The organism is Bradyrhizobium sp. sBnM-33 (assembly GCF_032917945.1).
Lineage (GTDB): Bacteria > Pseudomonadota > Alphaproteobacteria > Rhizobiales > Xanthobacteraceae > Bradyrhizobium.
Genome location: NZ_CP136624.1, coordinates 5,109,279 through 5,134,837 on the forward strand (window position 1 = coordinate 5,109,279; position 25,559 = coordinate 5,134,837).

Below are 25,559 nucleotides of genomic sequence, written 5' to 3' on the forward strand. Positions count from 1 at the left end.
GCAACGATACGGCGTGAACGATCCGGCACAGGCGCGACGGACGTTCGAAGTTGAAAAGGAGCGCGCAAATGGACACACCGGCAAGCCACGAACAAAACGCCGACCAGGTTGCCTACTGGAACGGTCCGGCAGGTCAGCGCTGGGCAGAGCGGCAGGCGGCGCAGGACATCGTCCTGGGACCGGTCGCCGATCTTCTGATCGACCGCGCCAGGCTAACGCCCGGCGAGCGCGTCATCGATGTCGGCTGCGGCAGTGGTGCCACCGCGATTGCGTTCGCGCGGGAAGTCGCGCCATCGGGCCATGTGCTCGGCATTGATGTGTCCGGCCCGATGCTGGAGCGGGCGCGGCAGAGCGCACCGAAGGATCTGCCGATCGATTTCGTTCTGGCCGACGCCACCGTCTATCCGTTCGAGCCTGCCGGCTTCGATGTGCTGGCCTCGCGGTTCGGCGTGATGTTCTTTGCCGATCCGGCGCTGTCGTTCGCCAACATGCGGAAAGCGCTGCGGCCGACGGGACGCATGGCCTTTGCCTGCTGGCGCGAGCCGCGCGAAAACCCGTTTTTCATGGCCCCGCTGCAGGCGGCCTACAAGCATGTGCCAAAGCTGCCGCAGCTTGGGCCGGAAGACCCGGGACCGTTTGCGTTTGCCTCGGAGGCACGCGTCCGCCGCATCCTCGACGCGGCCGGTTTTACCGGCGTCGGCATGGAAGCGTGTCCGCTGTTGCTGGATGCAGCGATCGGCCGCGGCCTCGACGGCGCAGTGCAGGGCGCGCTGGAGATCGGCCCGGTGAGCCGCGCGCTGGACGACCAGCCGGAAGAAGCTCGCGCTTCCGTCGCCGCTTCCATTCGCGAAGCGCTGACGCCGTTCGCCAAGGGCGATGCCGTGCTGCTGCCGGCGTCGGTTTGGATCGTAACAGCGCGCGCGTCGTAGTTGAGACGGGCGCATCTCGCGCCACACCGTCATTGCGAGCGTAGCGACTTGTCCGCCGTAGCTCGAAGAGCGAAGGCGGAAGCAATCCATCCATCGGCAGGCGCGGGGAGATGGATTGCTTCGTCGCTGTCGCAGGCAATGACGGGGACAGAGCGGCGCGAAGCGACGTCAATGCCCACTCTTCCCAACTCATCGCCGATATGCACGATGGTGTGCACGGCCCTGCCATACTTAGCGGCTGACCCATTCCAATTGAACGCCGGATCGCCACCGCCACGCCACCAAATCGCCTAACGAGTCAACGACCAGTTGCAGTGGGCTGGCGGCGATGCGCATGGGTGCAGCAATGATGCGCTTGTCCGATCCATATCTAACTCCAGCCCGGGTTGGGCTGATTATAGTTGCAGTGCTTCTGCTTGGCGCGATGGTCGTTCAAGTCATCACTGTCTCCGACCACGGTGAGGTCCGCATGCACGCGATCCGCGAGAACGGTGCCACTTTGGATATTGGAGTCGCAGACCTGAAGGGGTCGTTGCCGTAAGATAATTTGCTGGACGGCGACACGCGTCCGCGTCCACGCAAAGGACGCGAGAAACGTTATTTGATCGTCGCGTGCACAGTGATTACCGACGTGCCAGAAGCCGTCGGCCCCTGACCTGTTGCTTTGATGGCAAAAATATCGCTTCCCTTATATCTGGCCTTCGCCCTGTATTCGTAGGTGGTCACGTTGAGCTTTTTCAACTTGCCGTGTGACGGCTTTTGAAAAATATCCGAGCTGCTTACCGTGCCGCGGATCGTGATCGGAAATAGGCACCTTTGCCCGGACCCGACGCTAATGTCGCCGGTCGAGTTCTCACCAAAGTCCGCCAGTTCTACCAATTTTGGACAGTCGGAAGCAGCCAGTGCTGGAGACACGAACCTCGAGCCTGGAGCTCCAACGATAAGCGCCAAAGCGACCACCATAGATAACCGCATGGTAGACCTCGTTTTCATGCAAACCCGCACTGATGGGCGCGATTGGAGCTACGTCTTTCGGGTCGGATGTTTGAATTTTTGAAACCGACTTATCGCCGGTCAAAAGTCCTCCGTTGATGCAGATCACAAAGCGCTAAGCCCGCTCTTCCCAGATCATTGCCAGATGTACAATCGTCTCCGCGGCCTTTTCCATATCCTGGCGGCTGACCCATTCCAGCCGCGAATGGAATGCGTGTTCGCCGGCGAAGATGTTAGGGCAGGGCAGGCCCATAAACGACAGGCGTGAGCCGTCGGTGCCGCCGCGGATCGAGCTTCGCACCGGCGTCAGCCCCGCGCGCTTGATCGCCTCGATGGCGTAGTCGACCGTCTGGGGATGGCGGTCGATCACCTGTTTCATGTTGCGGTATTGCGGCTTGACTTCCATCCGGTAAGTCGAGCGCGGATAGTCCTTCATCACGCCCTTGACGATACTTTCGAGCAGCGCTTCCTTTTGCTGCAAGCCCTCGTCGGTGAAATCGCGGACGATGAAGCCGATGCTGGCTTTCTCCAGCGCGCCCGAAATGCCGATCGGATGCAGGAATCCCTCCTTGCCTTCGGTGGTCTCAGGCGAGCAGGTGTCCTTGGGCAGGCGGTCGATGATAGCCGCCGCGATCTTGATGGCGTGCTCCATCTTGCCTTTGGCAAAGCCTGGATGGGTCGACACGCCTTCGATGGTGATGGTGGCGCCGTCGGCTGAAAAGGTTTCGTCCTCGATATGCCCGGCGCTTTCGCCGTCCATCGTATAGGCAAAATGGGCGCTGAGCTTTTTCAGGTCAACCTTATCGACGCCGCGGCCGATCTCTTCATCCGGCGTGAACAGGATCTTGATGGTGCCGTGCTTGATGTGCGGGTTCTGGATCAGAAATCGTGCCGCATCCATGATCTCGGCGAGGCCGGCCTTGTTGTCCGCGCCGAGCAGCGTGGTGCCGTCGGTCGTGATGATGTCGTGGCCGATCTGGCCGGCGAGGGCAGGATGGTCGGCGAAGCGGATCACCTGGGTGGGATCGGCCGGCAGGACGATGTCGCCGCCGGGATAATTGTTCACGATTTGCGGCTTGACGTTGGCGCCGGTGCAGTCCGGGGACGTGTCCATATGCGAGCAGAAGCAGATCACCGGGACCTTCTTCTCGGTAGTCGCCGGGATCGTCGCATAGACATAGCCGTGCTCGTCGAGATGGGCGTCTGTGAGCCCCATCGCCTGCAGCTCCGAAGCCAGCAGGCGGCCCAAATTCTTCTGCTTCGCGGTGGAAGGGCAGGTCGGCGACGCCGGATCGGACTGGGTGTCGATAACGACATAGCGCAGGAAGCGCTCGGTGACATCGTGGGTGAAGGCTATCGACGAGGCCAGCATGACGATCCGGAAAAATTGAGCAAGGGAAGCGCTCTATAGCAGAAAAGCGCCATTCCGGGTGGCCGCCGGAATGGCGCTTCTGGTGCAATCGAGAGAAGCCTTGGTCAGACGGCTTCCTTGAGTTCCTTGGCCGCGCGGAACGCGACCTTCTTGCTGGCCTTGATCTGGATCGGCTCGCCGGTGGCGGGGTTGCGCCCGGTGCGGGCGGCGCGCTTGCGGACCTGAAGGATGCCGAGGCCAACGATCCGGATGCGCTCGCCCTTTTTCAGGTGCTTTGTGATCTTGCCGACCATGTCGGTCAGGATCGCCTCGGCGGCCTTCTTCGACAAGTCATGTTCCTCGGCGAGAGCTGCCGCCAGATGCTTCAGTGTGATGGTGGCTGGAGCCGCCGCTTTTTTCGCCATGTCTGACCCTCCTCGTTGGTTGAATCGCTTTGAGCGCGTTCGTCGATACCGGTCTGGGCCGGGAAAATGCGTTCGTGGTGACTTGAAACCCGCGGTTCCGGTCCAACCAGAGCGGTGAGGATTTCAAGAAACGCCGATGTAGCAGGCCTTAGACGATTCGGATAATCGCCGCCCACGCAGTTTTACCTGAAAACAGGCCGTTATTTGAATTGGAATCGCAAAAACGCGCGTCTGGCGCGGGGATTTGCAACGTCCTTGACTAAGCGGGAGCGGGCCTTTATGCCCTCGGTTCTGCGCGGATCAGGATCTGATTACGGCATCCGCGGGAGTAGCTCAGTTGGTTAGAGCGCCGCCCTGTCACGGCGGAGGCCGCGGGTTCGAGTCCCGTCTCTCGCGCCATTCTTTTCAATGGCTTGACGTTGATCCGCCGCAAACAGAAAGGCCGCCCGAGGGCGGCCGTTTTTGTTCCAACGAAGTTTGATATCGCTTAACGGACCGTCGAAGTATTCGCGCTGGTAATAACGACCGCCTTGCCCGCTTTTACGACCTGGGCAGTCTGGCTGTACTCAGAACCGGTCCGAGCCGAGATGCCGAAAGCCGCAACCGCGATACCGGCCACCAGTGCGACAACCACGATCTTCAGGTGGGTACTGCGATCCGCCGAGTGAATGGAGTGGTTCATGTGATGCCTCCCGGACGCCTTTGGCGTCCCGTGTTGGGAAGAGAGGTACGCCCCATCTGTTTCAGGATCGTTTCGCGGTTTCGGCAAAATGGTTTCATTCGGCTGGTTTGTGGCCGGTTTTCGCGCATGTATCCGTGATGTAGGTCACATCCGCCGGATCATCAGGGTGCCGCGGTCGCGCTGGCCGAAATGCACTTTGTCCTTGAGCAGGGGCGCCCTCGGGCTCGCAGGGCTGTTCGAGGCAACGGACTTCGGTGTCGAACTTCCAGCCGTGATAGCAGCAGCGGATGCCGTCTTCCTCGACCTTGCCGTAATTAGAGCGTCGTGCCGCGATGGCAGCAGCGGGCGTGCAGCAACCCGACGCGCGCATGCCGGTCGCGAAACAGCACCAGGTCCTCGCCGAGCACGCGTACTCTTCTGGGGATATCGGTGGCGTCGGACACGAGCCCGATCGGGTGCCAGTACCGCCGCAGCAATTCGCCCATCGGCATTCGATAGGCTTATCCTATGATCCTTCTCGATGGTCCTTGGCACCGGCGCGCTTTGTTGGCAGAGGTTGCAAATGGGCCGGAAGCCGGAAAAGCAGACCGCGCCATCACCTGCGGCCGCCGATGTCGCGGAATTGGCGCCGATCACCGCGATGATGTCGTCGCGGCTGATGGTGCTGGCCAATCTGCTCAAGCGCGGCGCGATCCTGCGCTATAAGCGGCTGGCGGGCTTGTCCTCGGTGGAGTTCGGTCTGGTGGCCTCGCTGGGGCGGTGGCCGCCAATGAGCGTTGTCCGGCTTGCGGAGGCGGTTGGCATGGACAAGCGCCAGATCAGCCGGGCGCTGGCGGAACTGGTCGCGCGCAAGCTGGTCGCCAAGTCGGTCAACCCGCGGGACAACCGCGAGACGCTGGTTTGCCTGACCAAGGCGGGGCTGGCCGCCCATGATGCAATTGTGGCAGGGCGCAGGAGCGCAACCGGCGCCTGCTGGAACAGCTCGGCAAGGAGGAGCTGCGGTGCTTGCTCGACCAGATCGATCGCCTGACCGACACGGCCGCCCAAATGCTCGCCGACGAAAAGGATTTGAAGTGAAAATTTGGGCACCATGCGGCCCGGCCCGCGTTGGTCGGGCGAGGCAGGAACGCAACACTTTTTCGGGTTCTGCCGACGCATCAAGGGCGGACGGAGACGTGAAACCGGCTTGTCTTGCGCCCTCTGTTGCGCTGCGCTAAGCCAAGAATAATTCCAATCAACGAATCTGCGGCCAAATCCGCAGGAAAAGGCCCCGCCGATGAACGGCATCCTGCAGAATTACCTTCCGCTTGTGGTATTTATTGGGGTGGCGAGCCTGATCGGTCTGGCGCTCCTGATCGCCCCCTTCCTGGTCGCGTTCCAGCAGCCGGACCCGGAAAAGCTCTCCGCCTATGAATGCGGATTCAACGCATTCGACGACGCTCGCATGAAGTTCGACGTCCGCTTCTACCTGGTTGCGATCCTCTTCATCATCTTCGACCTGGAAGTGGCGTTCCTGTTCCCGTGGGCGGTCGCGTTCGGCAAGTTAGGGGCCACCGGCTTCTGGTCCATGATGGTGTTCCTGGCCGTCCTCACGGTCGGCTTTGCTTATGAGTGGAAGAAAGGCGCGCTCGAATGGGATTGAGCCCGACAGCAACAGGCTCTTCGCCTGATATCGCGCAGGCGCCGAAGGGCATTCTTGACCCCTCGACCGGCAAGCCGGTCGGGGCCAACGACCCGTTCTTCCTCGAGGTCAATCATGAGCTGTCAGACAAGGGTTTCTTCGTTGCCGCCGCCGACGATCTGATCACGTGGGCGCGCACCGGCTCGTTGATGTGGATGACGTTCGGCCTCGCCTGCTGCGCGGTCGAGATGATGCAGGTGTCGATGCCGCGCTACGACGTCGAGCGCTTCGGCTTCGCGCCGCGCGCCTCGCCGCGGCAATCGGACGTGATGATCGTGGCGGGTACGCTGACCAACAAGATGGCGCCGGCGCTGCGCAAGGTCTATGACCAGATGCCCGAGCCGCGCTACGTGATCTCGATGGGGTCGTGCGCCAATGGCGGCGGCTACTATCATTACTCGTACTCGGTGGTCCGCGGCTGCGACCGCATCGTGCCGATCGACATCTACGTGCCCGGGTGCCCGCCCACGGCGGAAGCGCTGCTCTACGGCATATTGCTGCTGCAGAAGAAGATCCGGCGCATCGGGACCATCGAACGCTAAGGTTTAGGTAATGGACGACGGCAAGCTCGACGCCCTTGGGCAGACGATTGTTAGCGCGCTTCCGGGCGCGGCCACTGCCCATGCGGTCGCGTTCAACCAGCTCACCGTTACGGTCGAGGCGAGCAAGATCGTCGAGGTCGTCAAATATTTGCGCGACGATCCCGCGCTGCGCTTCGTCAACATTACGGACATCACTGCGGTCGACTATCCCAGCCGCGAGAAGCGTTTCGACGTGATCTATCATCTGCTGTCGCCGACGCTGAACGAGCGCATCCGCCTGCGCGCCGAAGCCGACGAGACCACCCAGGTGCCCTCGATCATCGAGGTGTTTCCCGGTGCTGACTGGTTCGAGCGCGAGACTTACGACCTCTACGGCGTGATCTTCACCGGCCATCCCGACATGCGCCGGCTGCTGACGGATTACGGGTTCGACGGTCATCCGCTGCGCAAGGATTTCCCGCTCACCGGTTTCGTCGAGGTGCGCTACGACGACCAGGAGAAGCGGGTGCTGTACGAGCCCGTCCGTCTCAACCAGGAATTCCGTAAATTCGATTTCCTCTCGCCATGGGAAGGCGCGGACTATCCGCTGCCGGGCGATGAGAAGGCGAAGGAGCAGCCGTGAACGCTGTCCGCGCAGCAGAGCAGCCGATCACCGGCGGATGCCTTTGCGGCGCCGTGCGGTTCCGCGCTGTGCTGCAAAGCCCTGACGTCGAGGCCTGCCATTGCAGCATGTGCCGCAGATGGTCGGCGGGGCCTTATCTGTCGGTGCATTGTGCGAGCGTCGAGATCGACGATGCGGCAAATCTGGGTATCTACCGTTCGTCGGATTGGGCCGAGCGCGGCTTTTGCACGAAATGCGGGACCTCGCTGCTCTATCGCTTGATCGATGCGCCGGTTTACGCGGTGTCTGCAGAGGCCATCGACGAGAACGCGCAGTTTGAGCTTACTAGGCAGATTTTCGTCGACGAGAAGCCTGCTTATTACGAGTTTGCCAATGAGACGGAGAAACTGACCGGTGCTGAAGTTTTCGCCGCCTTCCAGGCAAGCCAGGCGAAGGGCTGATAAGTTATGAACGAACAGAATCTTCGTAACTTCACGATCAACTTCGGGCCGCAGCATCCGGCTGCGCACGGTGTGTTGCGCCTCGTGCTGGAGCTCGACGGCGAAGTCGTCGAGCGTGTCGATCCGCATATCGGTTTGCTTCATCGCGGCACCGAAAAGCTGATCGAGCACAAGACCTACCTCCAGGCGATCCCGTATTTCGACCGGCTCGATTACGTCGCGCCGATGAATCAGGAGCACGCCTTCTGTCTCGCGGCGGAAAGGCTGCTCGGCATCACGGTGCCGCGCCGCGGCCAATTGATCCGCGTGCTCTATTGCGAGATCGGCCGCATCCTGTCGCATCTGCTCAACGTCACCACGCAGGCGATGGACGTCGGCGCTTTGACCCCGCCGCTGTGGGGGTTTGAAGAGCGCGAAAAGCTGATGCAATTTTACGAGCGCGCCTCCGGCTCGCGCATGCATGCGGCCTATTTCCGCGTCGGCGGCGTGCACCAGGACCTGCCGCAGAAACTGATCGACGATATCGACGCCTGGTGCGATCCGTTCCTGCAGGTCGTCGCCGATCTCGACACGCTTTTGACCGGCAATCGCATCTTCAAGCAGCGCAACGTCGACATCGGCGTGGTGACGCTGCAGCAGGCCTGGGAGTGGGGCTTTTCGGGCGTGATGGTGCGCGGCTCCGGCGCGGCCTGGGACCTCCGCAAGTCGCAGCCTTACGAGTGCTATACCGAGATGGATTTCGACGTTCCGATCGGCAAGAACGGCGACTGCTACGATCGCTACCTGATCCGCATGGAAGAGATGCGCCAGTCGGTCCGCATCATGAGGCAGTGCATCGCGAAGCTGAACTCGCCGGACGGGCAGGGCCCGGTCGTGGTCGAGGACAACAAGATCGCGCCGCCGCGCCGCGGCGAGATGAAGCGCTCGATGGAAGCGCTGATCCACCACTTCAAGCTCTACACCGAAGGCGTGCACGTGCCGGCCGGCGAGATTTACGCTGCGGTCGAGGCGCCCAAGGGAGAGTTCGGCGTCTACCTGGTCTCCGACGGCACCAACAAGCCCTACAAGTGCAAGATCCGCGCACCGGGCTTTGCCCATCTGCAGGCGATGGATTTCATCTGCCGCGGCCATCTGCTCGCCGACGTCTCGGCCATCCTCGGCTCCCTCGACATCGTATTCGGAGAGGTCGATCGGTGATGGCGCAGGCGCCCATCCAGTTTGACCGGGCTTCGGGCGTACTCGAGGGTGCGAACGCGTGGGAGCGTTTGGCTGCGGTGGCGCTGGTGCTGGGATCGAAGGTGGCGTCGAATTTTTCTCATCGCGGCTACAATCTCTGCGCCAATCTGTTGCGCACGACGCTGCCCGAGCGCGGCATACAGGTGAAGCTCAATCCGGACGCCGTCTTCGAGTTTCCCTATGGCGACGGCTACTGGAGCAAGCTGCTCAATCGTACCTATAGCTACGAGGACGAACTGGAGCTGCTGTTCAAGGACTCCGCCGACGTCGACTACACGCTGCTCGATTGCGGTGCCAATTACGGCTACTGGTCGGTCCTGGTGTCGAGCAAGCCGTTCGGTTCGCACAAGGCGATCGCGATCGAACCGTCGGGACAGAATTTTCCGAAGCTGGCCAACAACGCCAAAATCAACGGCAATCGTTTCGACGTGATGAAATGCGCGATCGGCGCCGCGCGCGGCACTGCGCGCCTGTCCGGCACCAAACATGAGGCGTTCAGCATCGCCGGCGATCAGTCGGACGGCGAGGAAGTGCCGGTCATCGCGCTCGACAATCTGCTCGATGACGGCAAGATCGCAGCGGATGGAAAATACCTGATCAAGCTCGACGTCGAGGGCGTCGAGATCGAGGCCATGAAGGGCGGCGCGCGGCTGATGCAGATCGACAGCGTGCTGCTGTGCGAGGAGCACGGCAACGATCCCGAGCACACCGTGTCGCGCTATATCCTCGAACAGACCCCGCTGAAGCTGATCGTCTTCGATCCGCGCAGCCATCGCCTTGAAACCGTGACCGACCTTTCGATTCTGGATCGGATCAAGGTTTCAACCCATGTCGGCTACAACGTGTTCGGCACCGCAAGCGCATTCTGGCTCGCCCGGATTGATGCGCTCAATGCGAAAGCCGCGCGCCGCGTGCAATGAGAGACTGAACGATGTCCGTCCGCCGCCTCGCACCGAAGGAATTGCAGCCCGCGAGCTTCACGTTCACGGATGAGAATCTCGCCTGGGCCAAGGCGCAGATCGCAAAGTATCCGCCGGGTCGACAGGCGTCCGCTGTCATCGCGATCCTTTGGCGCGCGCAGGAGCAGCATGACGGATGGGTGTCGGAAGCCGCGATCCGCGCGGTCGCCGACCTGCTCGACATGCCCTACATCCGCGTGCTGGAAGTGGCGACCTTCTACACCATGTTCCAGTTGCAGCCGGTCGGCAAGAAGGCCCATGTCCAGGTTTGCGGCACCACGCCCTGCCGGCTGCGCGGCGCCGGCGACCTAATCGAGGTGTGCCAGAGCCGCATTCATCACGAGCCGTTCCATCTGTCGAAAGACGGCAATTTCAGTTGGGAAGAGGTTGAGTGCCTGGGCGCCTGCGTGAACGCCCCGATGGTGCAGATCTGGAAGGATACCTACGAGGACCTGACCAAGGAAAGTTTCGGCAAGGTGCTGGACGGCTTTGCATCGGGCAATCCGCCGAAGCCCGGACCGCAGATCGACCGTCAGTTCTCGGCGCCTGTGGGCGGACCGACGACGCTGAAGGAATCCACATGATGCGTAACGCTACATTGTCCGTAAACCGGCCGGAGAGGGCCGCGTGATGGAGAAGTCACGCCATGCCGGGGCTCGCCTGCGCGCAGTCCAATCGCTGATCTGAGGAAGCTTCAAGTCATGCTCGACGACAAGGATCGCATCTTCAAGAACCTCTATGGGCTCCACGATTGGGGGCTGGAGGGTGCGCGCCGCCGCGGCGCGTGGGACGGCACCAAGGCGATCATCGACAAGGGCCGCGACTGGATCATCAACGAGATGAAGGCCTCCGGCCTGCGCGGCCGCGGCGGGGCGGGCTTTCCGACTGGCCTGAAATGGTCGTTCATGCCGAAGGAATCCACCGACGGCCGGCCAAGCTATCTGGTCGTCAATGCCGACGAGTCGGAGCCCGGCACCTGCAAAGACCGCGAGATCATGCGGCACGACCCGCATCTCCTGGTCGAGGGCTGCCTGCTGGCAAGCTATGCTATGGGCGCGCATGCCTGCTACATCTATGTGCGCGGCGAATTCATCCGCGAGCGGGAGCGCCTGCAGGCCGCGATCGACCAGGCCTATGACGCAAAACTGGTCGGCAAGGACAACGTCAACGGCTGGCCGTTCGACGTCTATGTCGCGCATGGTGCCGGCGCCTATATCTGCGGCGAAGAGACGGCGCTGCTGGAAAGCTTGGAGGGCAAGAAGGGCCAGCCGCGCCTGAAGCCGCCATTCCCGGCCAATGTCGGTCTCTATGGCTGCCCGACCACCGTCAACAACGTCGAGTCCATCGCGGTCGTGCCTGACATCCTCAGGCGCGGCGCGGCGTGGTTCGCGGCCATCGGCCGGCCCAACAATGTCGGCACAAAGCTGTTCTGCGTCTCCGGTCATGTCGAGCGGCCCTGCAACGTCGAAGAGGCGATGGGAATTCCATTCCGTGAGCTGATCGAGCGCCATTGCGGCGGCATTCGCGGTGGCTGGGACAATCTGAAAGCCGTGATCCCCGGCGGCTCGTCGGTGCGCATGGTACCGGCCGAGCAGATCATCGACACGCCGATGGATTTCGACAGCCTCGGCAAGCTGCGCTCCGGGCTCGGCACTGCCGCTGTCATCGTGATGGACAAGTCGACCGATCTGATCCGGGCGATCGCGCGCATTTCCTATTTCTACAAGCACGAGAGCTGCGGCCAGTGCACGCCGTGCCGCGAAGGCACGGGGTGGATGTGGCGCGTTCTGACGCGCATGGCCGAGGGCCGCGCCCATAAGCGCGAGATCGACATGCTCCTGGAAGTGACGAAACAGGTCGAGGGCCACACCATCTGCGCGCTCGGCGACGCTGCCGCATGGCCGATCCAGGGCCTGATCGCGCATTTCCGTCACGAGATCGAGGCGCGCATCGACCAGTATTCGCACCAGGCCGATATCGACGATACCGGCGTGCGCGATCCCGTGAACCTGGTCGCGGCGGAGTGATGACGATGTCGCAACCGAGCTTCTGGTGGCAGAGATACGGGACGCTGGCGCAGATGGCGCAGGCGGCCGTGGCGCTGCTCGGCTTTGTTGCGATCCTGTTCCAGATCAACGAAATCCGCGCCAACAACCGCGCCGCGAGCGCGCGGCAGGCGTTTCTGGGCTACACCGATTTGGCGTTCAAGAATCCGAAATTCGCGCAGCCGGACTACGAGAAGATCAAGGCGGCCGGCGGCGATGAGCAGGTCCAGTACGAGAGCTTCGTCACGTATTTCCTCTACGCCTGCGAGGAAGCGATCGGCGCGTTCGCGGGAAAACGCGAATGGCTGGCCTCCTGCGACTACGACCTGAAGCCGCATCTGCCGTTCCTGTGCGAGAAGAACGCGGCGCAGCCCGCCTATCTCGCCACCTATGGCGCCGAGACCCAGCGATGGATCAAGGCGTCGATGAAGACCGCCAGCGTTACACCGCCAGACTGCAAGCTGGGAAAGACTTGACCGCAATGACCAAACTTATCATCGACGGCAAAGAGATCGATGTGCCTGCGGAGTACACGCTGCTGCAGGCGTGCGAGGCCGCGGGCGCCGAAATTCCGCGCTTCTGCTACCACGAGCGGCTGTCGATCGCCGGCAATTGCCGGATGTGCCTCGTCGAGGTGAAAGGCGGCCCGAAGCCGGTCGCAAGTTGCGCCTGGGGCGTGCGCGATTGCCGGCCCGGTCCGAAGGGCGAGCCGCCGGAAATCTCCACCCGTTCGGCGATGGTCAAGAAGGCGCGCGAAGGCGTGATGGAATTCTTGCTGATCAACCACCCGCTGGACTGCCCGATCTGCGATCAGGGTGGCGAGTGCGATCTGCAGGACCAGGCGATGGGCTATGGCGTCGACACTTCGCGCTTTGCCGAGAACAAGCGCGCGGTCGAGGACAAATATCTGGGCGCGCTGGTCAAGACCTCGATGAACCGCTGCATCCAGTGCACGCGCTGCGTCCGATTCTCCGCCGAAGTCGCCGGCGCCCCGGAAATGGGCGCCACCGGCCGCGGCGAGGACATGGAAATCACGACCTATCTGGAGCAGGCGCTGACTTCCGAGCTGCAGGGCAACCTCGTCGATATCTGTCCCGTGGGCGCGCTGACCTCTAAGCCGTACGCTTTCGCCGCGCGTCCGTGGGAGCTCGGCAAGACGCAGTCGGTGGACGTCATGGATGGCGTCGGTTCCGCGATCCGCGTCGACACCCGGGGCCGCGAGGTGATGCGGATCCTGCCGCGCATCAACGAGGCGGTGAACGAGGAATGGATTTCCGATAAGACCCGTCACGTCGTCGACGGCCTGCGCACGCAGCGGCTCGACCGGCCCTATGTCCGCGAGAACGGGAAGCTTCGGGCCGCCTCGTGGCAGGAGGCCTTCGCGGCGATCGCCGCCAAGGTCAGCATGAGCGACGGCAAGCGGATCGGAGCCATTGCCGGTGACCTCGCCGCGGTCGAAGAGATGTTCGCGCTCAAGGATCTACTCGGCCGATACGGCTCCAGCAATCTGGCGGTGCAGGGCGGCGACGCCTTCGACCCCAAGGCGGGACGGGCGACCTACATCTTCAATCCGACCATTGCGGGCATCGAGCAGGCTGACGCGCTCCTGATCATCGGCTCCAACCCGCGCAAGGAAGCCGCCGTCCTCAACGCGCGGATCCGCAAGCGCTGGCGCACGGGTCAGCTCAAGGTCGGCCTGGTCGGCGCCAAGGCCGATCTGACCTATGACTACGACTATCTCGGCGCGGGCACGGGTACGCTGGCAGAACTCGCCAGCGGCAAGCATTCCTTCGCCGAGGTGCTGAAGGGCGCCAAGAACCCGATCGTGCTGGTCGGCGCCGGTTCGCTGGCGCGCCATGACGGGGCGGCGGTGCTTTCGCTGGCGGCCAAGGTTGCGGCAGGCACCGGCGCGCTCAAGGACGGCTGGAACGGCTTTGCCGTGCTGCAGGATACCGCCTCGCGCGCGGGCGCGCTCGATATCGGCTTTGCGCCCGGCAAAGGCGGCCTCAACCTGGCGCAGATGACGACGTTCGGCACGCTCGACGTGCTGTTCCTGTTGGGGGCGGATGAGGTGAAGGTGCCGGACGGCACGTTCGTGGTCTATATCGGCACCCATGGCGACCGCGGCGCGCACCGCGCCGACATTATCCTGCCAGGCGCGGCCTACACCGAAAAATCCGGCCTCTACGTCAACACTGAGGGCAGGGTGCAGACCGCCAGCCGCGCGGCGTTTCCGCCCGGCGAGGCGCGCGAGGACTGGGCGATCGTCCGCGCATTGTCGGACGTGCTCGGCAAGAAGCTGCCCTACGACTCGCTGCAGGCGCTGCGCCAGGCGCTGTTCAAGGCCTTCCCGCACCTGATGCGGATCGACCAGATCGAGCCCGGCAAAGCCAGTGACGTCACTGCGCTCGCAGGCAAGAAGGGCGGCAAGCTCGACAAGACCCCGTTCAAGAGTTCGGTCGAGGATTTCTATCTGACCAACCCCATCGCGCGGGCCTCGGCGGTGATGGCGGAATGTTCCCGGCTGGCGTCCGGGAAAATGCTGACGGCAGCGGAGTAATGCGATGAAAGTCATCGGCCTCATCGGCGGCATGAGCTGCGAGTCGACCGCGCATTATTACGCGCGGCTGAACGGGCGCGTCCGCGAGGCCCTCGGTGGCTTGCATTCGGCCGAAATCTTGATGTGGTCAGTCGATTTCGCCCCGATTGCACAGATGCAGGCAGAAGGCCGTTGGGAGGAAGCGGGCGTGCGTCTTGCTGCCATCGCCAGGCGCCTGGAAGGGGCGGGGGCAGAGGTGATCGTGCTCGCGACCAACACCATGCACAAGGTCGCTGACGCCATCGAGACCGCGATCGGCATCCCCTTTCTGCACATCGCTGACGCGACCGCGGAGAAGATCCGCACCTCCGGCAAGCGCAAACCCGCCATCATGGCGACTCGCTTTACCATGGAGCAGGATTTCTACACCGGCCGGCTGCGAGAGAAGTTCGGCCTCGATGCGATCACGCCGGACGAAGCCGATCGTGCACTGGTGCATCAGATTATCTATGACGAGCTTTGCGTCGGACGCGTCACCGACGCCTCGCGGGCTGTCTTTGTTGACGTCGCGCGGCGGCTTAAGGCAAAGGGCGCGGACTGCCTTGTGCTTGGCTGCACCGAAGTCGGTATGCTGCTCAACGGGGGGAATTCGCCGCTTCCGATGTTCGACACTACTTTGATCCATGCCGACGCCGCGGTGAATTTCGCGCTCGGCCACGTCCCAACCGCGCAAGCAGCAGAATGAGCGTGATCTGATGGCTGATTTCTTCGCAAGCTCGTTCTGGACCGGCTTCCTCTGGCCGCTGATCATCATGGTCGCGCAAAGCTTGTTGCTGCTCGTCGTGCTGCTGATCGCGATCGCCTACATCCTGCTCGCCGACCGCAAGATCTGGGCGGCGGTGCAAATCCGCCGCGGCCCCAACGTGGTGGGTCCTTGGGGCTTGCTGCAATCGTTCGCGGACCTCCTGAAGTTCGTGCTGAAGGAGCCGATCATTCCGTCCGGCAGCAACAAGGGCGTATTCCTGCTGGCGCCGCTGGTGTCCTGCGTGCTGGCGCTCGCCGCCTGGGCTGTCATCCCGATGGATGCCGGCTGGGTGATCGCCAATATCAATGTCGGCGTGCTCTACATCTTCGCGATCTCGTCGCTGTCGATCTACGGCATCATCATGGCCGGCTGGTCGTCGAACTCGAAATACCCGTTCCTGGCGGCGCTTCGCTCCGCGGCGCAGATGGTTTCCTACGAGGTCTCGATCGGCTTCGTCATCATCACGGTTTTGCTGTGCGCCGGCACGCTCAATCTCTCGGCCCTGGTGGAAGCGCAGAACACCCGCGGCTTCGCCAGCCTGATCGGCCTCCCGCAGCTCACCATCCTGAACTGGTATGTATGGCCGCTGTTTCCGATGTTCGTCGTGTTCTACGTCTCGGCGCTGGCCGAGACCAACCGTCCGCCGTTCGATCTGGTGGAAGCGGAATCCGAACTGGTCGCCGGCTTCATGGTCGAATACGGCTCGACGCCGTATCTGCTGTTCATGCTCGGCGAATATGTCGCGATCACCACGATGTGCGCGCTGGCGACGATCATGTTCCTCGGCGGCTGGCTACCGCCGGTGGCGCTGCCGCCGTTCACCTGGATTCCGGGCGTGGTCTGGTTCGCGCTAAAACTGTTCTTCATGTTCTTCCTGTTCGCGATGGCGAAGGCGATGGTGCCGCGCTATCGCTACGATCAACTGATGCGACTCGGCTGGAAGGTGTTTTTGCCGCTGTCGCTGGCGATGGTGGTGATTGTGGCCGGGGTGCTGCAATTCGCCGGCATTGCGCCGAAGTGAGGCCTTCATGAGTATCAACATCAACGCAACGGCCCGCGCGCTTCTCTTGAGCGAATTCGTATCGGCGTTCTTCCTCGCCATGCGCTATTTCTTCAAGCCGAAGCCGACCATCAACTATCCGTTCGAGAAGAACCCGATCTCGCCGCGCTTCCGCGGTGAGCATGCGCTGCGCCGCTATCCGAACGGCGAAGAGCGCTGCATCGCCTGCAAGCTGTGCGAGGCGATCTGCCCGGCGCAGGCGATCACGATCGAGGCCGGCCCGCGCCGCAACGACGGCACCCGCCGCACCGTGCGCTACGACATCGACATGGTGAAATGCATCTATTGCGGCTTATGCCAGGAAGCCTGCCCGGTCGATGCCATCGTCGAGGGACCGAATTTCGAATTCGCGACCGAGACCCGCGAGGAACTCTATTATGACAAGGCGAAACTGCTCGCCAATGGCGACCGCTGGGAGCGCGAGATTGCGAAAGCCATCGAACTCGACGCGCCGTACCGCTGAGGTGAGGGCATGATTCAAATTTCCAGGTCATTCCGGGATGGTCCGAAGGACCAGACCTCAGGTGCGCACTGCGCACCGGGGAATCTCGAGATTCCGGGTTCGCGCTTTGCGCGCCCCGGAATGACGGGAGTGAACCGATGATCCTTCCCGCGCTGTTCTTCTATCTCTTCGCCGGCGTCTGCGTGGCCTCGGCGGTGATGGTGATTGTGTCGCGCAATCCCGTGCACTCGGTGCTGTATCTGATCCTGGCCTTCGTCAACGCCTCCGGCCTGTTCATCCTGATGGGCGCCGAATTCCTCGGAATGATGCTGATCGTGGTCTATGTCGGCGCGGTCGCGGTGCTGTTCCTGTTCGTGATCATGATGCTCGATGTCGATTTCACCGAACTGCGCGAGGGCTTCATCGAATATCTGCCGATCGGCCTCGTGATCGGCGGCATCTTCCTCGCCGAATTGCTGCTGGTTGCCGGCGGCTGGGTCATGAACCCCGGCGCGGTGAAATCGATCACGTCGGCCATCCCGGCCAATGTCAGCAACACCGAGGCGCTCGGGCTCGTGCTCTATACGAAGTACATCCATTACTTCCAGATCGCCGGCATGGTGCTTCTGGTCGCGATGATCGGCGCCATCGTGTTGACGCTGCGCCACAAGGCGAAGGTCAAGCGGCAGGACATCAACGTGCAGAACGCGCGGACGCCGGAACTCGCGATGGCCGTGCGCAAGGTGGCGCCGGGGCAGGGGCTGCAGGATGCGGACGCGGCGGAGTGGGTGAAATGACGATCGGTCTGGGCCACTATCTCGCGGTCGCGGCCACCCTGTTCACGATCGGGATCCTCGGCATCTTCTTAAACCGCAAGAACATCATCGTCATTTTGATGTCGATCGAGCTGATCCTGCTCGCCGTCAACATCAACCTGGTGGCGTTCTCGACCTTCCTCGGCGACATCGTAGGCCAGGTGTTCGCACTCCTGGTGCTGACGGTTGCAGCCGCTGAAGCCGCGATCGGTCTTGCGGTGCTGGTGGTCTATTTCCGCAACCGCGGTTCGATTGCGGTTGAAGACGTCAATCTGATGAAGGGCTAGGCGCGCATGATCCGGAAAAGTGGAAGCCGGTTTTCCGGCAAGATCATGCGCAAAAGGATCGACTAATGGTTCAGGCAATCGTCTTTCTGCCGCTGCTGGGCGCGATCCTGGCCGGCCTGATCGCGATCTTCGGAGCGCATGCGCGCAACCCGAGCGGCGATGAGGTTAAGCATCATGACCGCGGCCATCACGATCAAGGCCTTGGCGATCACGCGCACGCCGCCGAGGCCCATGGCCACGACGATCACGGCCACGACGACCATCATGTTTCCGAGCCGCCGGCTCAGGGTTCGCGCGCGGCCGAACTGATCACGACGGGACTTCTGTTCGTTTCCGCCGCGCTTTCCTGGTTGACGCTGGTCGATGTCGGCTTCATGCACCACGACGCCCGGATTGCGCTGTTCCCCTGGATCAATTCCGGCGATCTGCAGGTATCGTGGGCGCTGCGCGTCGACACGCTGACCGCCGTGATGCTGGTGGTGGTCAACACCGTCTCCTCGCTCGTGCACCTCTATTCCATCGGCTATATGGACGAGGACCCGCACCGGCCGCGCTTCTTCGCCTATCTCTCGCTGTTCACCTTCGCGATGCTGATGCTGGTGACTGCGGACAATCTGGTCCAGCTCTTCTTCGGCTGGGAGGGCGTCGGTCTGGCGAGCTATCTGCTGATCGGCTTCTGGTACCAAAAGCCGTCGGCGAACGCGGCGGCGATCAAGGCCTTCGTGGTCAACCGCGTCGGCGATTTCGGCTTTGCGCTCGGCATCTTCGCCGTCTTCATGCTGCTCAATACCACCGACTTCGAAACGATCTTTGCGGGCGCGCAGGGGCTCTCGGGCAAGACCATCAATTTCTTCGGCTGGCACGCCGATGCGCTGACGCTGATCTGCCTGTTGCTGTTCATGGGCGCGATGGGCAAGTCAGCCCAGTTCCTGCTGCACACCTGGCTGCCGGACGCGATGGAAGGTCCTACCCCGGTCTCGGCGCTGATCCACGCCGCGACCATGGTGACGGCGGGCGTATTCATGGTGGCGCGGCTGTCGCCACTGTTTGAACTGGCGCCGAATGCGCAGGCCGTTGTGATGTTCTTCGGCGCCACCACCGCGTTTTTCGCCGCAACCGTTGGCCTCGTCCAGAACGACATCAAGCGCATCGTTGCCTATTCGACCTGTTCGCAGCTCGGCTACATGTTCGTGGCGATGGGAGCAGGGGCTTATTCGGTCGGCATGTACCACCTGTTCACCCACGCCTTCTTCAAGGCGTTGCTATTCTTAGGGTCAGGCTCGGTGATCTACGCGATGCATCATGAACAAGACATCCGCAACATGGGCGGGCTGTGGCGCAAGATTCCTTACACCTATGCAGTGATGGTGATCGGCACGCTTGCGCTGACCGGCTTCCCGCTGACTGCGGGCTACTTCTCCAAGGACGCGATCATCGAGTCGGCCTATGTCGCGCACAACCCTTTCGCGTACTACGGCTTCGCGATGACGGTGGTCGCGGCGGGACTGACCTCGTTCTATTCGTGGCGCCTGATCTTCAAGACGTTCCACGGCGAGCCGCATGACCAGCATCATTACGAAGCCGCCCATGAGTCGCCGCTGTGGATGCTGATCCCGATCGGCATCCTCGCTGCAGGCTCGATCCTGGCCGGTTTCCCGTTCTACGAATTGTTTGCCGGCCACGGTGTGGGAGAGTTCTTCCGCGAGTCGCTGAAGATGCATCCGAACATCATCGACGAGATGCACCACATTCCGAAGATCATCGTCTATTTGCCGACCGTCATGATGGTGATTGGCCTTTACATCTCGTACGTATTCTACATCCGCCGGCCGTATCTGCCGGTCGAACTCGCCAACCAGCACCAGATGCTCTACCAGTTCCTGCTCAACAAATGGTACTTCGACGAGCTCTATGAAATCATCTTCGTCCGTCCGGCGAAGTGGCTCGGCCGCTTCCTGTGGAAGAAGGGCGACGGTTTCGTCATCGACGGCTTCGGCCCGGATGGTGTCTCGGCGCGCGTACTCGACGTCACCCGCAATGTGGTGAAGATCCAGACCGGTTACCTCTATCACTATGCCTTTGCGATGCTGATCGGGGTCGCGGGGCTGATCACCTGGTTCATGTTCGGCTTGGGAGGCCAGTGATGACAACCTGGCCGATTCTTTCCGTCGTCACCTTCCTGCCGGTCATCGGCGCGCTGGCGATCTATCTCACCCGCGGCGACGACGAGGCCGCGCGGCGCAATGCGCGCTGGATCGCGCTGTGGACCACGCTGGTCACATTCGCGGTGTCGCTGATCCTGGTCTGGCGCTTCGACGCCTCGAGCGCGGACTTCCAGTTCGTCGAAAAAGCGAACTGGCTCGCCAGCGGCATCACCTATCACATGGGTGTCGACGGCATTTCGCTGCCGTTCGTGATCCTGACCACCGCCCTGATGCCGTTCTGCATCATTGCGAGCTGGAAGTCGGTCACGATGCGCGTGCGCGAATATATGATGGCGTTCCTGCTGCTGGAAACGCTGATGGTCGGTACGTTTTCGGCGCTCGACCTCGTGCTGTTCTATCTGTTCTTCGAAGGCGGCCTGATCCCGATGTTCCTGATCATCGGCGTCTGGGGCGGTCCGCGCCGGGTCTACGCGTCGTTCAAGTTCTTCCTCTATACGCTGCTCGGCTCGGTCCTGATGCTGCTGGCGATCATGGCGCTGTACTGGAACGCCGGCACCACCGACATCCCAACCCTGATGCAAACCGCCGTGCCGCGTAGCTTGCAGACCTGGGCCTGGCTGGCGTTCTTTGCCTCCTTTGCGGTGAAGATGCCGATGTGGCCGGTGCACACCTGGTTGCCCGACGCGCACGTCGAGGCGCCGACGGCAGGCTCGGTGATCCTGGCCGCGATTCTCCTGAAGATGGGCGGCTACGGCTTCCTGCGCTTCTCGCTGCCGATGTTCCCGCTGGCGTCGCATGATTTTGCGCCGCTGATCTTCTCGCTGTCTGTGATCGCCATCGTCTACACCTCGCTGGTGGCGCTGATGCAGGAAGACATCAAGAAGCTGATCGCCTATTCGTCGGTCGCCCATATGGGCTTCGTCACCATGGGCATCTTCGCTGGCACCACGCAAGGCGTAGCCGGCGGCGTGTTCCAGATGGTGTCGCACGGCATCGTCTCCGGCGCGCTGTTCCTCTGCGTCGGAATCGTCTACGACCGCATGCATACCCGCGAGATCGCAGCCTATGGCGGCCTGGTGAACCGGATGCCGCTCTACGCGCTGGTGTTCATGGTCTTCACCATGGCCAACGTTGGTCTGCCGGGCACTTCGGGCTTCGTCGGCGAGTTCATGACGCTGCTCGGCACCTTCAAGGTCTCGGTCCCGACCGCGACCTTTGCAACCCTTGGCGTCATCCTGTCGGCTGCTTACGCGCTGTGGCTCTATCGCAAGGTCGTGTTCGGCGCGCTGACCAAACCGGCGCTGGCCAGCATCAAGGACCTGACGTTACGCGAAAGCCTGACGCTGTTCCCACTGGTGGCGCTCACCATTCTGTTCGGTGTCTATCCGAAGCCGGTGCTCGACATGTCGGCCGCCTCGGTTCAGCAACTCGTTAACAATTACAATGCCGCCGTGACTGCCGTGAAGGCAGCCGCGCTGGTGGCGCAATAACGTAGCGTTTTCAAGCGAAGTGGAAACCGGTTCGCATGAAGAAAACGCGCCAAGGATAAGAATGCCATGAGCTTTTCCAGTGCAGGTTATCCGTTGCTGCCGGTATTGCCGGAGCTGGTGCTGGCCGTCGGCGCCATGGCGCTGTTGATGCTGGGCGCCTATCGCGGGGAGGGGACGACGACCAGGCTCGTCACCGGCCTCGCGGTCGTGCTGCTGGTCGTCACCGGCGCGCTGGAACTGATGCTGCCGGCCGGCAAGCTCACGACCTTCGGCGGCAGCTTCATCGTCGACGACTTTGCCCGTTTCCTGAAGGTCCTGGCGATCATCGGCTCGGCGGTGACGTTGATCCTGTCGGCGGAGTTCTTGTCCGATCCGTCGCGGCGCATTTTCGAATATTCCATCCTGGTGCTGCTCTCCACGCTCGGCATGATGCTGCTGATCTCGGCCGCCGACCTGATCATGCTCTATCTCGGGCTCGAGCTGATGTCGCTGGCGCTCTACGTGGTCGCGGCAAGCAACCGCGACAATGCCAAGTCCACCGAGGCCGGACTGAAGTATTTTGTGCTCGGCGCGCTGTCCTCCGGCATGCTGCTTTATGGCGCCTCGCTGATCTATGGTTTTACCGGCACAGTCGATTTTGCGGGTATCGCGGCGGCGGTGAAGACCGGCAGCGTCGGCATCGTCTTTGGTCTCGTGTTCCTGCTGGCAGGGCTCTGCTTCAAGGTGTCTGCCGTGCCGTTCCATATGTGGACGCCCGACGTCTATGAGGGCGCGCCGACGCCGGTCACGGCGTTCTTTGCTTCCGCGCCGAAGGTCGCGGCCCTTGCGGTGTTCACCCGCGTCACGCTGACCGCTTTCCCGGGCATCGTCCCGCAATGGCAGCAGATACTCGTGTTCGTCGCGATCGCCTCGATGGCGCTGGGTTCGTTCGCCGCGATCGGACAGAGGAACATCAAGCGCCTGATGGCCTATTCGTCGATCGGCCATATGGGCTTTGCCCTGGTCGGGCTCGCGTCGGGCACGGTAGAGGGCGCGCAGGGCGTGCTGGTCTATATCGCGATCTACGTCGCGATGACACTCGGCTCCTTTGCCGTCATCCTGACCATGAAGCGCAACGGGCAGGCGGTCGAGCAGATCAGCGATTTCGCAGGCCTGTCGCGCACCAATCCGATGCTGGCGTTCTTCTTCGCCATGCTGCTGTTCTCGCTGGCCGGCATTCCGCCGCTCGCGGGCTTCTTCGCCAAATGGTACGTGTTCGTCGCCGCGATCAAGGCGGGCCTGTTCACGCTCGCCGTCATCGGCGTGCTGACCAGCGTGGTGGGCGCGTTCTACTATCTCACCATCATCAAGGTGATGTATTTCGACGAGCCGGCCGGCGAGATCGAGCCGATGCGCATCGAACTGCGCACGGTGCTGGCGGTTGCCGGTCTCTTCAACATCTTCTTCTTCGTCTATCCGGGGCCGCTGGTCAGCGTCGCCACGGCGGCGGCGAAGTCGCTGTTTTAGAGCGTATGATCCCGAAAAGCGGGCCCCGGGTTTCGGAGAAGATCATGCGCAGAAACTGGAAATGACCTTCTCGCTCGGTCCCAAAGCCATATCGGCGGGCTATCGCCTCGCCGCCTTCGACCGGATCGGTTCGACCAACGCCGAAGCCATGTCACGCGCCCGCGACGGCGAAGTTGGGCCGATGTGGTTCGTGACAACGGAGCAGACGGCCGGCCGGGGCCGCCGGCAGCGCGTCTGGAGCGCGCCGCGCGGCAACCTCGCCAGCAGCATTCTGGAAGTCATGGATGTGTCGCCGGCCGTGGCTGCGACGCTTGGCTTTGCCGCCGGGCTTTCGCTGGAGCGCGCGCTGCAGAAACTCAGCATCGAAGCCAATATGCGCCGGGCCGGCGCCGACCCACTGAAATTCACCTTGAAATGGCCGAACGACGTGCTGGCGGAGCGGCAGAAGCTCGCCGGGATCCTGCTGGAGGCTGAAGCCGTGGCGGGTAACCGTCTCGCCGTGGTGGTCGGTATCGGCACCAATGTCATTGCCGCGCCCGAGGGCACGCCGACGCCGGCGACCTCGCTCTCGGCGCTCGGCGTCCATGTCGGCGCGGAAGAACTTTTCACGGCGCTGTCGGATGCCTGGGTTGAGTTCCGGGGCATCTGGGACAACGGCCGTGGCTTTAGCGACATTCGGAAAGCCTGGCTGGAGCGTGCCTTTGGTCTCGGCGAGCGGGTCGCGATCAACACGGGATCCGCGACCGTCGAAGGCACGTTCGACACCATCGACGAGAGCGGCTGCCTGATCGTTCGCAGCGCCGAAGGCAAGCGCGCGGCCGTCACGGCGGGCGAAGTCTATTTCGGCGCGGCAGCGTCAGTGGGAGCTGCCTGATGGCGCGGCCGGATGAACTGACGTTTGCGCCGCTGGGCGGTGTCGGCGAGATCGGCATGAACCTGTCGATCTATGGGCTCGGCAATCGCCACCAGCGGTCCTGGCTGGCGGTCGATCTCGGCGTCTCCTTTGGCGACGAGGAGCACCTGCCGGGCATCGACCTGATCATGCCCGACATCCGCTTCCTGGAGAAAGAGCGCGACAACCTGATGGGCCTGGTGCTGACGCACGCCCATGAGGACCATTTCGGCGCCATCATGGACCTCTGGCCGAAGCTACAGTGCAAAGTCTATGCGACCAAGTTCAGCGCTGCGCTGTTCGAGGCCAAATGCGCCGCCGAGCGCAACCCGCCGAAAATCCCGGTGACGGTGGTGCCGTCGGGCGGCCGCGTCGAGCTTGGGCCGTTCACCGTCGAGTTCATTCCGGTCGCGCATTCGATTCCGGAATCGCATGCGCTGGCGATCCACACCTCGGCGGGCACCGTGCTCCACACCGGCGACTGGAAGATTGATCCGACGCCGATCATCGGTCTGCCGACCGACGAGCGGCGCCTCCGCGAACTTGGTGATGCCGGCGTGCTGGCGCTGGTTGGCGATTCCACCAATGCAGTGCGGGACGGGCGCTCGCCCTCGGAAACCGAGGTCGCCGCCACCATCAAGAAGCTGGTCGGTGCTGCCAAGGGCCGCGTTGCCGTCACCACCTTTGCCTCCAACGTCGCGCGGGTGAAAGCAGTGGCGGACGCCGCCAGGGCCGCCGATCGCGAGGTGGTCGTGGTTGGCCGCGCCATGGAGCGCGTGGTGCAGGTCGCCCGCGAGACCGGCTATCTCGACGGCGTGCAGAACTTTCGCAGTGCCGATTATTATGGCCATTTCCCGCCGGATAAGGTGCTGGCGCTGTGTACCGGCAGCCAGGGCGAGCCGCGCGCCGCGCTGGCCCGCATCGCCAACAACGACCATCCGCAGGTGACGCTGAACAAGGGCGACAGCGTGATCTTTTCCTCGCGTACCATTCCTGGCAACGAGAAGGCGGTCGGCGGCATCATCAACGGGTTGGTCGTACAGGGCATCGAGGTCATCACCGACCGCAACGATCTCGTCCACGTCTCCGGCCATCCGCGCCGCGACGAGTTGCGCGACATGATCTCATGGGTGCGCCCGCAGATACTGATCCCCGTCCATGGCGAGGCGCTGCATCTCGCCGAGCACGCCAAGCTGGCGCGCGCCGCCGGCGTGCCGAAAGTCATAACCTGCCGTAACGGCGATCTGGTCAAGCTTGGCCCCGGCGACCCCGGCATCATCGACGAACTGCCGTCAGGACGGCTCTACAAGGACGGCGCGATCCTGGAGGACTCGAAATCCCGTGCTGTGATAGAGCGGCGGCGGATGGGGTTTGCCGGTTGCGCCTTCGTGGCGATTGCCATGACCGATAAGGGCGAACTGGTCGACGATCCCGAGGTTGATCTCGTCGGCATCCCCGAGAAGAATATAGCTGGCGAGCTCATCGACGAGATCGTGTTCGACGTGGTGATCTCTACGGTTGAAGGACTGCCGCGGGCGCGGCGCCGCGACGCGGACGCCACGGCGGAATCGGTGCGCCGCGCGGTGCGGGCGGTCATTGCCGAGAATTGGGGCAAGAAGCCGATTTGCCTCGTTCATGTTCTGATGGTTTGAG

The 25,559-nt window shown here is 62.6% G+C and carries 25 protein-coding genes, 1 tRNA gene and 2 pseudogenes; 23 read left to right on the forward strand and 5 right to left on the reverse strand.

Annotation, left to right across the window (positions count from 1 at the left end; translation table 11 throughout):
- Positions 1 to 68 precede the first annotated feature (68 nt).
- Positions 69 to 929 carry a class I SAM-dependent methyltransferase gene (locus tag RX328_RS23825; protein ID WP_213250450.1) on the forward strand — a complete coding sequence of 287 codons (861 nt, stop codon included), beginning with the start codon at positions 69 to 71 and terminating at the stop codon, positions 927 to 929.
- A 597-nt stretch (positions 930 to 1,526) separates the two neighbouring features.
- On the opposite strand, the gene RX328_RS23830 is transcribed toward RX328_RS23825, so the two are convergent.
- The 3 genes from RX328_RS23830 to RX328_RS23840 all read right to left on the reverse strand — a co-directional run bounded on the left by RX328_RS23830 (position 1,527) and on the right by RX328_RS23840 (position 3,698).
- On the reverse strand, positions 1,527 to 1,904 hold the full coding sequence (locus RX328_RS23830; RefSeq protein ID WP_213250448.1) for a hypothetical protein: 378 nt from the start codon (positions 1,902 to 1,904) through the stop codon (positions 1,527 to 1,529).
- Positions 1,905 to 2,037: 133 nt separating this feature from the next.
- The gene (gene pepT, locus RX328_RS23835) at positions 2,038 to 3,294 is read right to left on the reverse strand and encodes a peptidase T (protein ID WP_213250446.1); all 1,257 of its coding nucleotides are present in this window, start codon (positions 3,292 to 3,294) and stop codon (positions 2,038 to 2,040) included.
- 104 nt (positions 3,295 to 3,398) lie between these two features.
- Entirely contained in the window at positions 3,399 to 3,698 is a 300-nt protein-coding gene (locus RX328_RS23840) for an HU family DNA-binding protein (RefSeq protein ID WP_057844275.1), read from the reverse strand.
- A 322-nt stretch (positions 3,699 to 4,020) separates the two neighbouring features.
- Between RX328_RS23840 and RX328_RS23845 the strand changes: the two genes are divergently transcribed.
- Positions 4,021 to 4,097, forward strand: a tRNA-Asp gene (locus tag RX328_RS23845).
- An 88-nt stretch (positions 4,098 to 4,185) separates the two neighbouring features.
- Here the strand turns inward: RX328_RS23845 and RX328_RS23850 are convergent.
- On the reverse strand, positions 4,186 to 4,380 hold the full coding sequence (locus tag RX328_RS23850; RefSeq protein ID WP_213250443.1) for a hypothetical protein: 195 nt from the start codon (positions 4,378 to 4,380) through the stop codon (positions 4,186 to 4,188).
- Positions 4,381 to 4,543: 163 nt separating this feature from the next.
- Positions 4,544 to 4,868 (reverse strand): annotated as a pseudogene (locus RX328_RS23855) (Rieske 2Fe-2S domain-containing protein); the annotation flags it as partial.
- A gap of 74 nt (positions 4,869 to 4,942) precedes the next feature.
- Between RX328_RS23855 and RX328_RS23860 the strand changes: the two are divergent.
- The 21 genes and pseudogenes from RX328_RS23860 (at position 4,943) to RX328_RS23960 (ending at position 25,558) form a co-directional block, all read left to right on the forward strand.
- A pseudogene (locus RX328_RS23860) lies at positions 4,943 to 5,457 on the forward strand (MarR family winged helix-turn-helix transcriptional regulator).
- A gap of 199 nt (positions 5,458 to 5,656) precedes the next feature.
- Positions 5,657 to 6,022: an NADH-quinone oxidoreductase subunit A gene (locus RX328_RS23865; protein ID WP_213250440.1), complete on the forward strand. Its 366-nt coding sequence runs from the start codon at positions 5,657 to 5,659 to the stop codon at positions 6,020 to 6,022.
- A complete protein-coding gene (locus RX328_RS23870; protein ID WP_409410770.1) occupies positions 6,013 to 6,603 on the forward strand; it encodes a NuoB/complex I 20 kDa subunit family protein in 591 nt (196 codons plus the stop codon). The genes RX328_RS23865 and RX328_RS23870 overlap by 10 nt, the downstream gene beginning before the upstream one ends.
- A gap of 10 nt (positions 6,604 to 6,613) precedes the next feature.
- Entirely contained in the window at positions 6,614 to 7,225 is a 612-nt protein-coding gene (locus RX328_RS23875) for an NADH-quinone oxidoreductase subunit C (protein WP_213250437.1), read from the forward strand.
- Positions 7,222 to 7,665, forward strand: a complete 444-nt coding sequence (locus RX328_RS23880; protein ID WP_247511168.1) for a GFA family protein — start codon at positions 7,222 to 7,224, stop codon at positions 7,663 to 7,665. The genes RX328_RS23875 and RX328_RS23880 overlap by 4 nt, the downstream gene beginning before the upstream one ends.
- Before the next feature lie 6 nt (positions 7,666 to 7,671).
- On the forward strand, positions 7,672 to 8,862 hold the full coding sequence (locus RX328_RS23885) for an NADH-quinone oxidoreductase subunit D (RefSeq protein WP_213250434.1): 1,191 nt from the start codon (positions 7,672 to 7,674) through the stop codon (positions 8,860 to 8,862).
- Positions 8,862 to 9,821: an FkbM family methyltransferase gene (locus tag RX328_RS23890; protein WP_213250431.1), complete on the forward strand. Its 960-nt coding sequence runs from the start codon at positions 8,862 to 8,864 to the stop codon at positions 9,819 to 9,821. Before RX328_RS23885 ends, RX328_RS23890 begins: the two co-directional genes overlap by 1 nt.
- A gap of 11 nt (positions 9,822 to 9,832) precedes the next feature.
- Positions 9,833 to 10,444 (forward strand): NADH-quinone oxidoreductase subunit NuoE, encoded by a 612-nt coding sequence (gene nuoE / locus RX328_RS23895; RefSeq protein WP_213250428.1) that lies wholly within the window; start codon positions 9,833 to 9,835, stop codon positions 10,442 to 10,444.
- 117 nt (positions 10,445 to 10,561) lie between these two features.
- A complete protein-coding gene (gene nuoF / locus RX328_RS23900; protein ID WP_213250425.1) occupies positions 10,562 to 11,887 on the forward strand; it encodes an NADH-quinone oxidoreductase subunit NuoF in 1,326 nt (441 codons plus the stop codon).
- 5 nt (positions 11,888 to 11,892) lie between these two features.
- Positions 11,893 to 12,381 (forward strand): hypothetical protein, encoded by a 489-nt coding sequence (locus RX328_RS23905; protein ID WP_213250422.1) that lies wholly within the window; start codon positions 11,893 to 11,895, stop codon positions 12,379 to 12,381.
- A 5-nt stretch (positions 12,382 to 12,386) separates the two neighbouring features.
- Positions 12,387 to 14,465, forward strand: coding sequence for an NADH-quinone oxidoreductase subunit NuoG (gene nuoG, locus RX328_RS23910; protein WP_213250419.1), 2,079 nt, complete (start codon positions 12,387 to 12,389; stop codon positions 14,463 to 14,465).
- A gap of 4 nt (positions 14,466 to 14,469) precedes the next feature.
- Complete coding sequence (locus RX328_RS23915; protein WP_213250416.1) at positions 14,470 to 15,189, forward strand: aspartate/glutamate racemase family protein; 720 nt, start codon at positions 14,470 to 14,472, stop codon at positions 15,187 to 15,189.
- A 10-nt stretch (positions 15,190 to 15,199) separates the two neighbouring features.
- On the forward strand, positions 15,200 to 16,270 hold the full coding sequence (nuoH, locus tag RX328_RS23920; protein ID WP_213250414.1) for an NADH-quinone oxidoreductase subunit NuoH: 1,071 nt from the start codon (positions 15,200 to 15,202) through the stop codon (positions 16,268 to 16,270).
- A 13-nt stretch (positions 16,271 to 16,283) separates the two neighbouring features.
- Entirely contained in the window at positions 16,284 to 16,772 is a 489-nt protein-coding gene (gene nuoI / locus RX328_RS23925; protein WP_213250550.1) for an NADH-quinone oxidoreductase subunit NuoI, read from the forward strand.
- A gap of 137 nt (positions 16,773 to 16,909) precedes the next feature.
- Positions 16,910 to 17,548, forward strand: coding sequence for an NADH-quinone oxidoreductase subunit J (locus tag RX328_RS23930; protein WP_213250411.1), 639 nt, complete (start codon positions 16,910 to 16,912; stop codon positions 17,546 to 17,548).
- Positions 17,545 to 17,853: an NADH-quinone oxidoreductase subunit NuoK gene (gene nuoK / locus RX328_RS23935; RefSeq protein ID WP_028345789.1), complete on the forward strand. Its 309-nt coding sequence runs from the start codon at positions 17,545 to 17,547 to the stop codon at positions 17,851 to 17,853. The genes RX328_RS23930 and nuoK overlap by 4 nt, the downstream gene beginning before the upstream one ends.
- Positions 17,854 to 17,918: 65 nt before the next feature.
- Positions 17,919 to 19,997, forward strand: a complete 2,079-nt coding sequence (nuoL, locus tag RX328_RS23940) for an NADH-quinone oxidoreductase subunit L (protein ID WP_213250408.1) — start codon at positions 17,919 to 17,921, stop codon at positions 19,995 to 19,997.
- Complete coding sequence (locus RX328_RS23945; RefSeq protein WP_213250405.1) at positions 19,997 to 21,508, forward strand: NADH-quinone oxidoreductase subunit M; 1,512 nt, start codon at positions 19,997 to 19,999, stop codon at positions 21,506 to 21,508. The genes nuoL and RX328_RS23945 overlap by 1 nt, the downstream gene beginning before the upstream one ends.
- A gap of 66 nt (positions 21,509 to 21,574) precedes the next feature.
- Positions 21,575 to 23,014: an NADH-quinone oxidoreductase subunit NuoN gene (nuoN, locus tag RX328_RS23950; protein WP_213250402.1), complete on the forward strand. Its 1,440-nt coding sequence runs from the start codon at positions 21,575 to 21,577 to the stop codon at positions 23,012 to 23,014.
- Between the two features lie 61 nt (positions 23,015 to 23,075).
- Positions 23,076 to 23,888, forward strand: coding sequence for a biotin--[acetyl-CoA-carboxylase] ligase (locus tag RX328_RS23955; protein WP_213250400.1), 813 nt, complete (start codon positions 23,076 to 23,078; stop codon positions 23,886 to 23,888).
- Positions 23,888 to 25,558, forward strand: a complete 1,671-nt coding sequence (locus RX328_RS23960) for a ribonuclease J (protein WP_213250398.1) — start codon at positions 23,888 to 23,890, stop codon at positions 25,556 to 25,558. Before RX328_RS23955 ends, RX328_RS23960 begins: the two co-directional genes overlap by 1 nt.
- The last annotated feature ends 1 nt before the right edge of the window (position 25,559 follow it).

What these genes read in the sequence shown, in the direction of transcription:
- RX328_RS23825 (WP_213250450.1), top strand. Translation starts at nt 69, where the DNA reads ATGGACACACCGGCAAGCCACGAACAAAACGCCGACCAGGTTGCCTAC.
- RX328_RS23830 (WP_213250448.1), bottom strand. Translation starts at nt 1,904, where the DNA reads ATGCGGTTATCTATGGTGGTCGCTTTGGCGCTTATCGTTGGAGCTCCA.
- pepT (WP_213250446.1), bottom strand. Translation starts at nt 3,294, where the DNA reads ATGCTGGCCTCGTCGATAGCCTTCACCCACGATGTCACCGAGCGCTTC.
- RX328_RS23840 (WP_057844275.1), bottom strand. Translation starts at nt 3,698, where the DNA reads ATGGCGAAAAAAGCGGCGGCTCCAGCCACCATCACACTGAAGCATCTG.
- RX328_RS23850 (WP_213250443.1), bottom strand. Translation starts at nt 4,380, where the DNA reads ATGAACCACTCCATTCACTCGGCGGATCGCAGTACCCACCTGAAGATC.
- RX328_RS23865 (WP_213250440.1), top strand. Translation starts at nt 5,657, where the DNA reads ATGAACGGCATCCTGCAGAATTACCTTCCGCTTGTGGTATTTATTGGG.
- RX328_RS23870 (WP_409410770.1), top strand. Translation starts at nt 6,013, where the DNA reads ATGGGATTGAGCCCGACAGCAACAGGCTCTTCGCCTGATATCGCGCAG.
- RX328_RS23875 (WP_213250437.1), top strand. Translation starts at nt 6,614, where the DNA reads ATGGACGACGGCAAGCTCGACGCCCTTGGGCAGACGATTGTTAGCGCG.
- RX328_RS23885 (WP_213250434.1), top strand. Translation starts at nt 7,672, where the DNA reads ATGAACGAACAGAATCTTCGTAACTTCACGATCAACTTCGGGCCGCAG.
- RX328_RS23890 (WP_213250431.1), top strand. Translation starts at nt 8,862, where the DNA reads ATGGCGCAGGCGCCCATCCAGTTTGACCGGGCTTCGGGCGTACTCGAG.
- nuoE (WP_213250428.1), top strand. Translation starts at nt 9,833, where the DNA reads ATGTCCGTCCGCCGCCTCGCACCGAAGGAATTGCAGCCCGCGAGCTTC.
- nuoF (WP_213250425.1), top strand. Translation starts at nt 10,562, where the DNA reads ATGCTCGACGACAAGGATCGCATCTTCAAGAACCTCTATGGGCTCCAC.
- RX328_RS23905 (WP_213250422.1), top strand. Translation starts at nt 11,893, where the DNA reads ATGTCGCAACCGAGCTTCTGGTGGCAGAGATACGGGACGCTGGCGCAG.
- nuoG (WP_213250419.1), top strand. Translation starts at nt 12,387, where the DNA reads ATGACCAAACTTATCATCGACGGCAAAGAGATCGATGTGCCTGCGGAG.
- RX328_RS23915 (WP_213250416.1), top strand. Translation starts at nt 14,470, where the DNA reads ATGAAAGTCATCGGCCTCATCGGCGGCATGAGCTGCGAGTCGACCGCG.
- nuoH (WP_213250414.1), top strand. Translation starts at nt 15,200, where the DNA reads ATGGCTGATTTCTTCGCAAGCTCGTTCTGGACCGGCTTCCTCTGGCCG.
- RX328_RS23930 (WP_213250411.1), top strand. Translation starts at nt 16,910, where the DNA reads ATGATCCTTCCCGCGCTGTTCTTCTATCTCTTCGCCGGCGTCTGCGTG.
- nuoK (WP_028345789.1), top strand. Translation starts at nt 17,545, where the DNA reads ATGACGATCGGTCTGGGCCACTATCTCGCGGTCGCGGCCACCCTGTTC.
- nuoL (WP_213250408.1), top strand. Translation starts at nt 17,919, where the DNA reads ATGGTTCAGGCAATCGTCTTTCTGCCGCTGCTGGGCGCGATCCTGGCC.
- RX328_RS23945 (WP_213250405.1), top strand. Translation starts at nt 19,997, where the DNA reads ATGACAACCTGGCCGATTCTTTCCGTCGTCACCTTCCTGCCGGTCATC.
- nuoN (WP_213250402.1), top strand. Translation starts at nt 21,575, where the DNA reads ATGAGCTTTTCCAGTGCAGGTTATCCGTTGCTGCCGGTATTGCCGGAG.
- RX328_RS23955 (WP_213250400.1), top strand. Translation starts at nt 23,076, where the DNA reads ATGACCTTCTCGCTCGGTCCCAAAGCCATATCGGCGGGCTATCGCCTC.
- RX328_RS23960 (WP_213250398.1), top strand. Translation starts at nt 23,888, where the DNA reads ATGGCGCGGCCGGATGAACTGACGTTTGCGCCGCTGGGCGGTGTCGGC.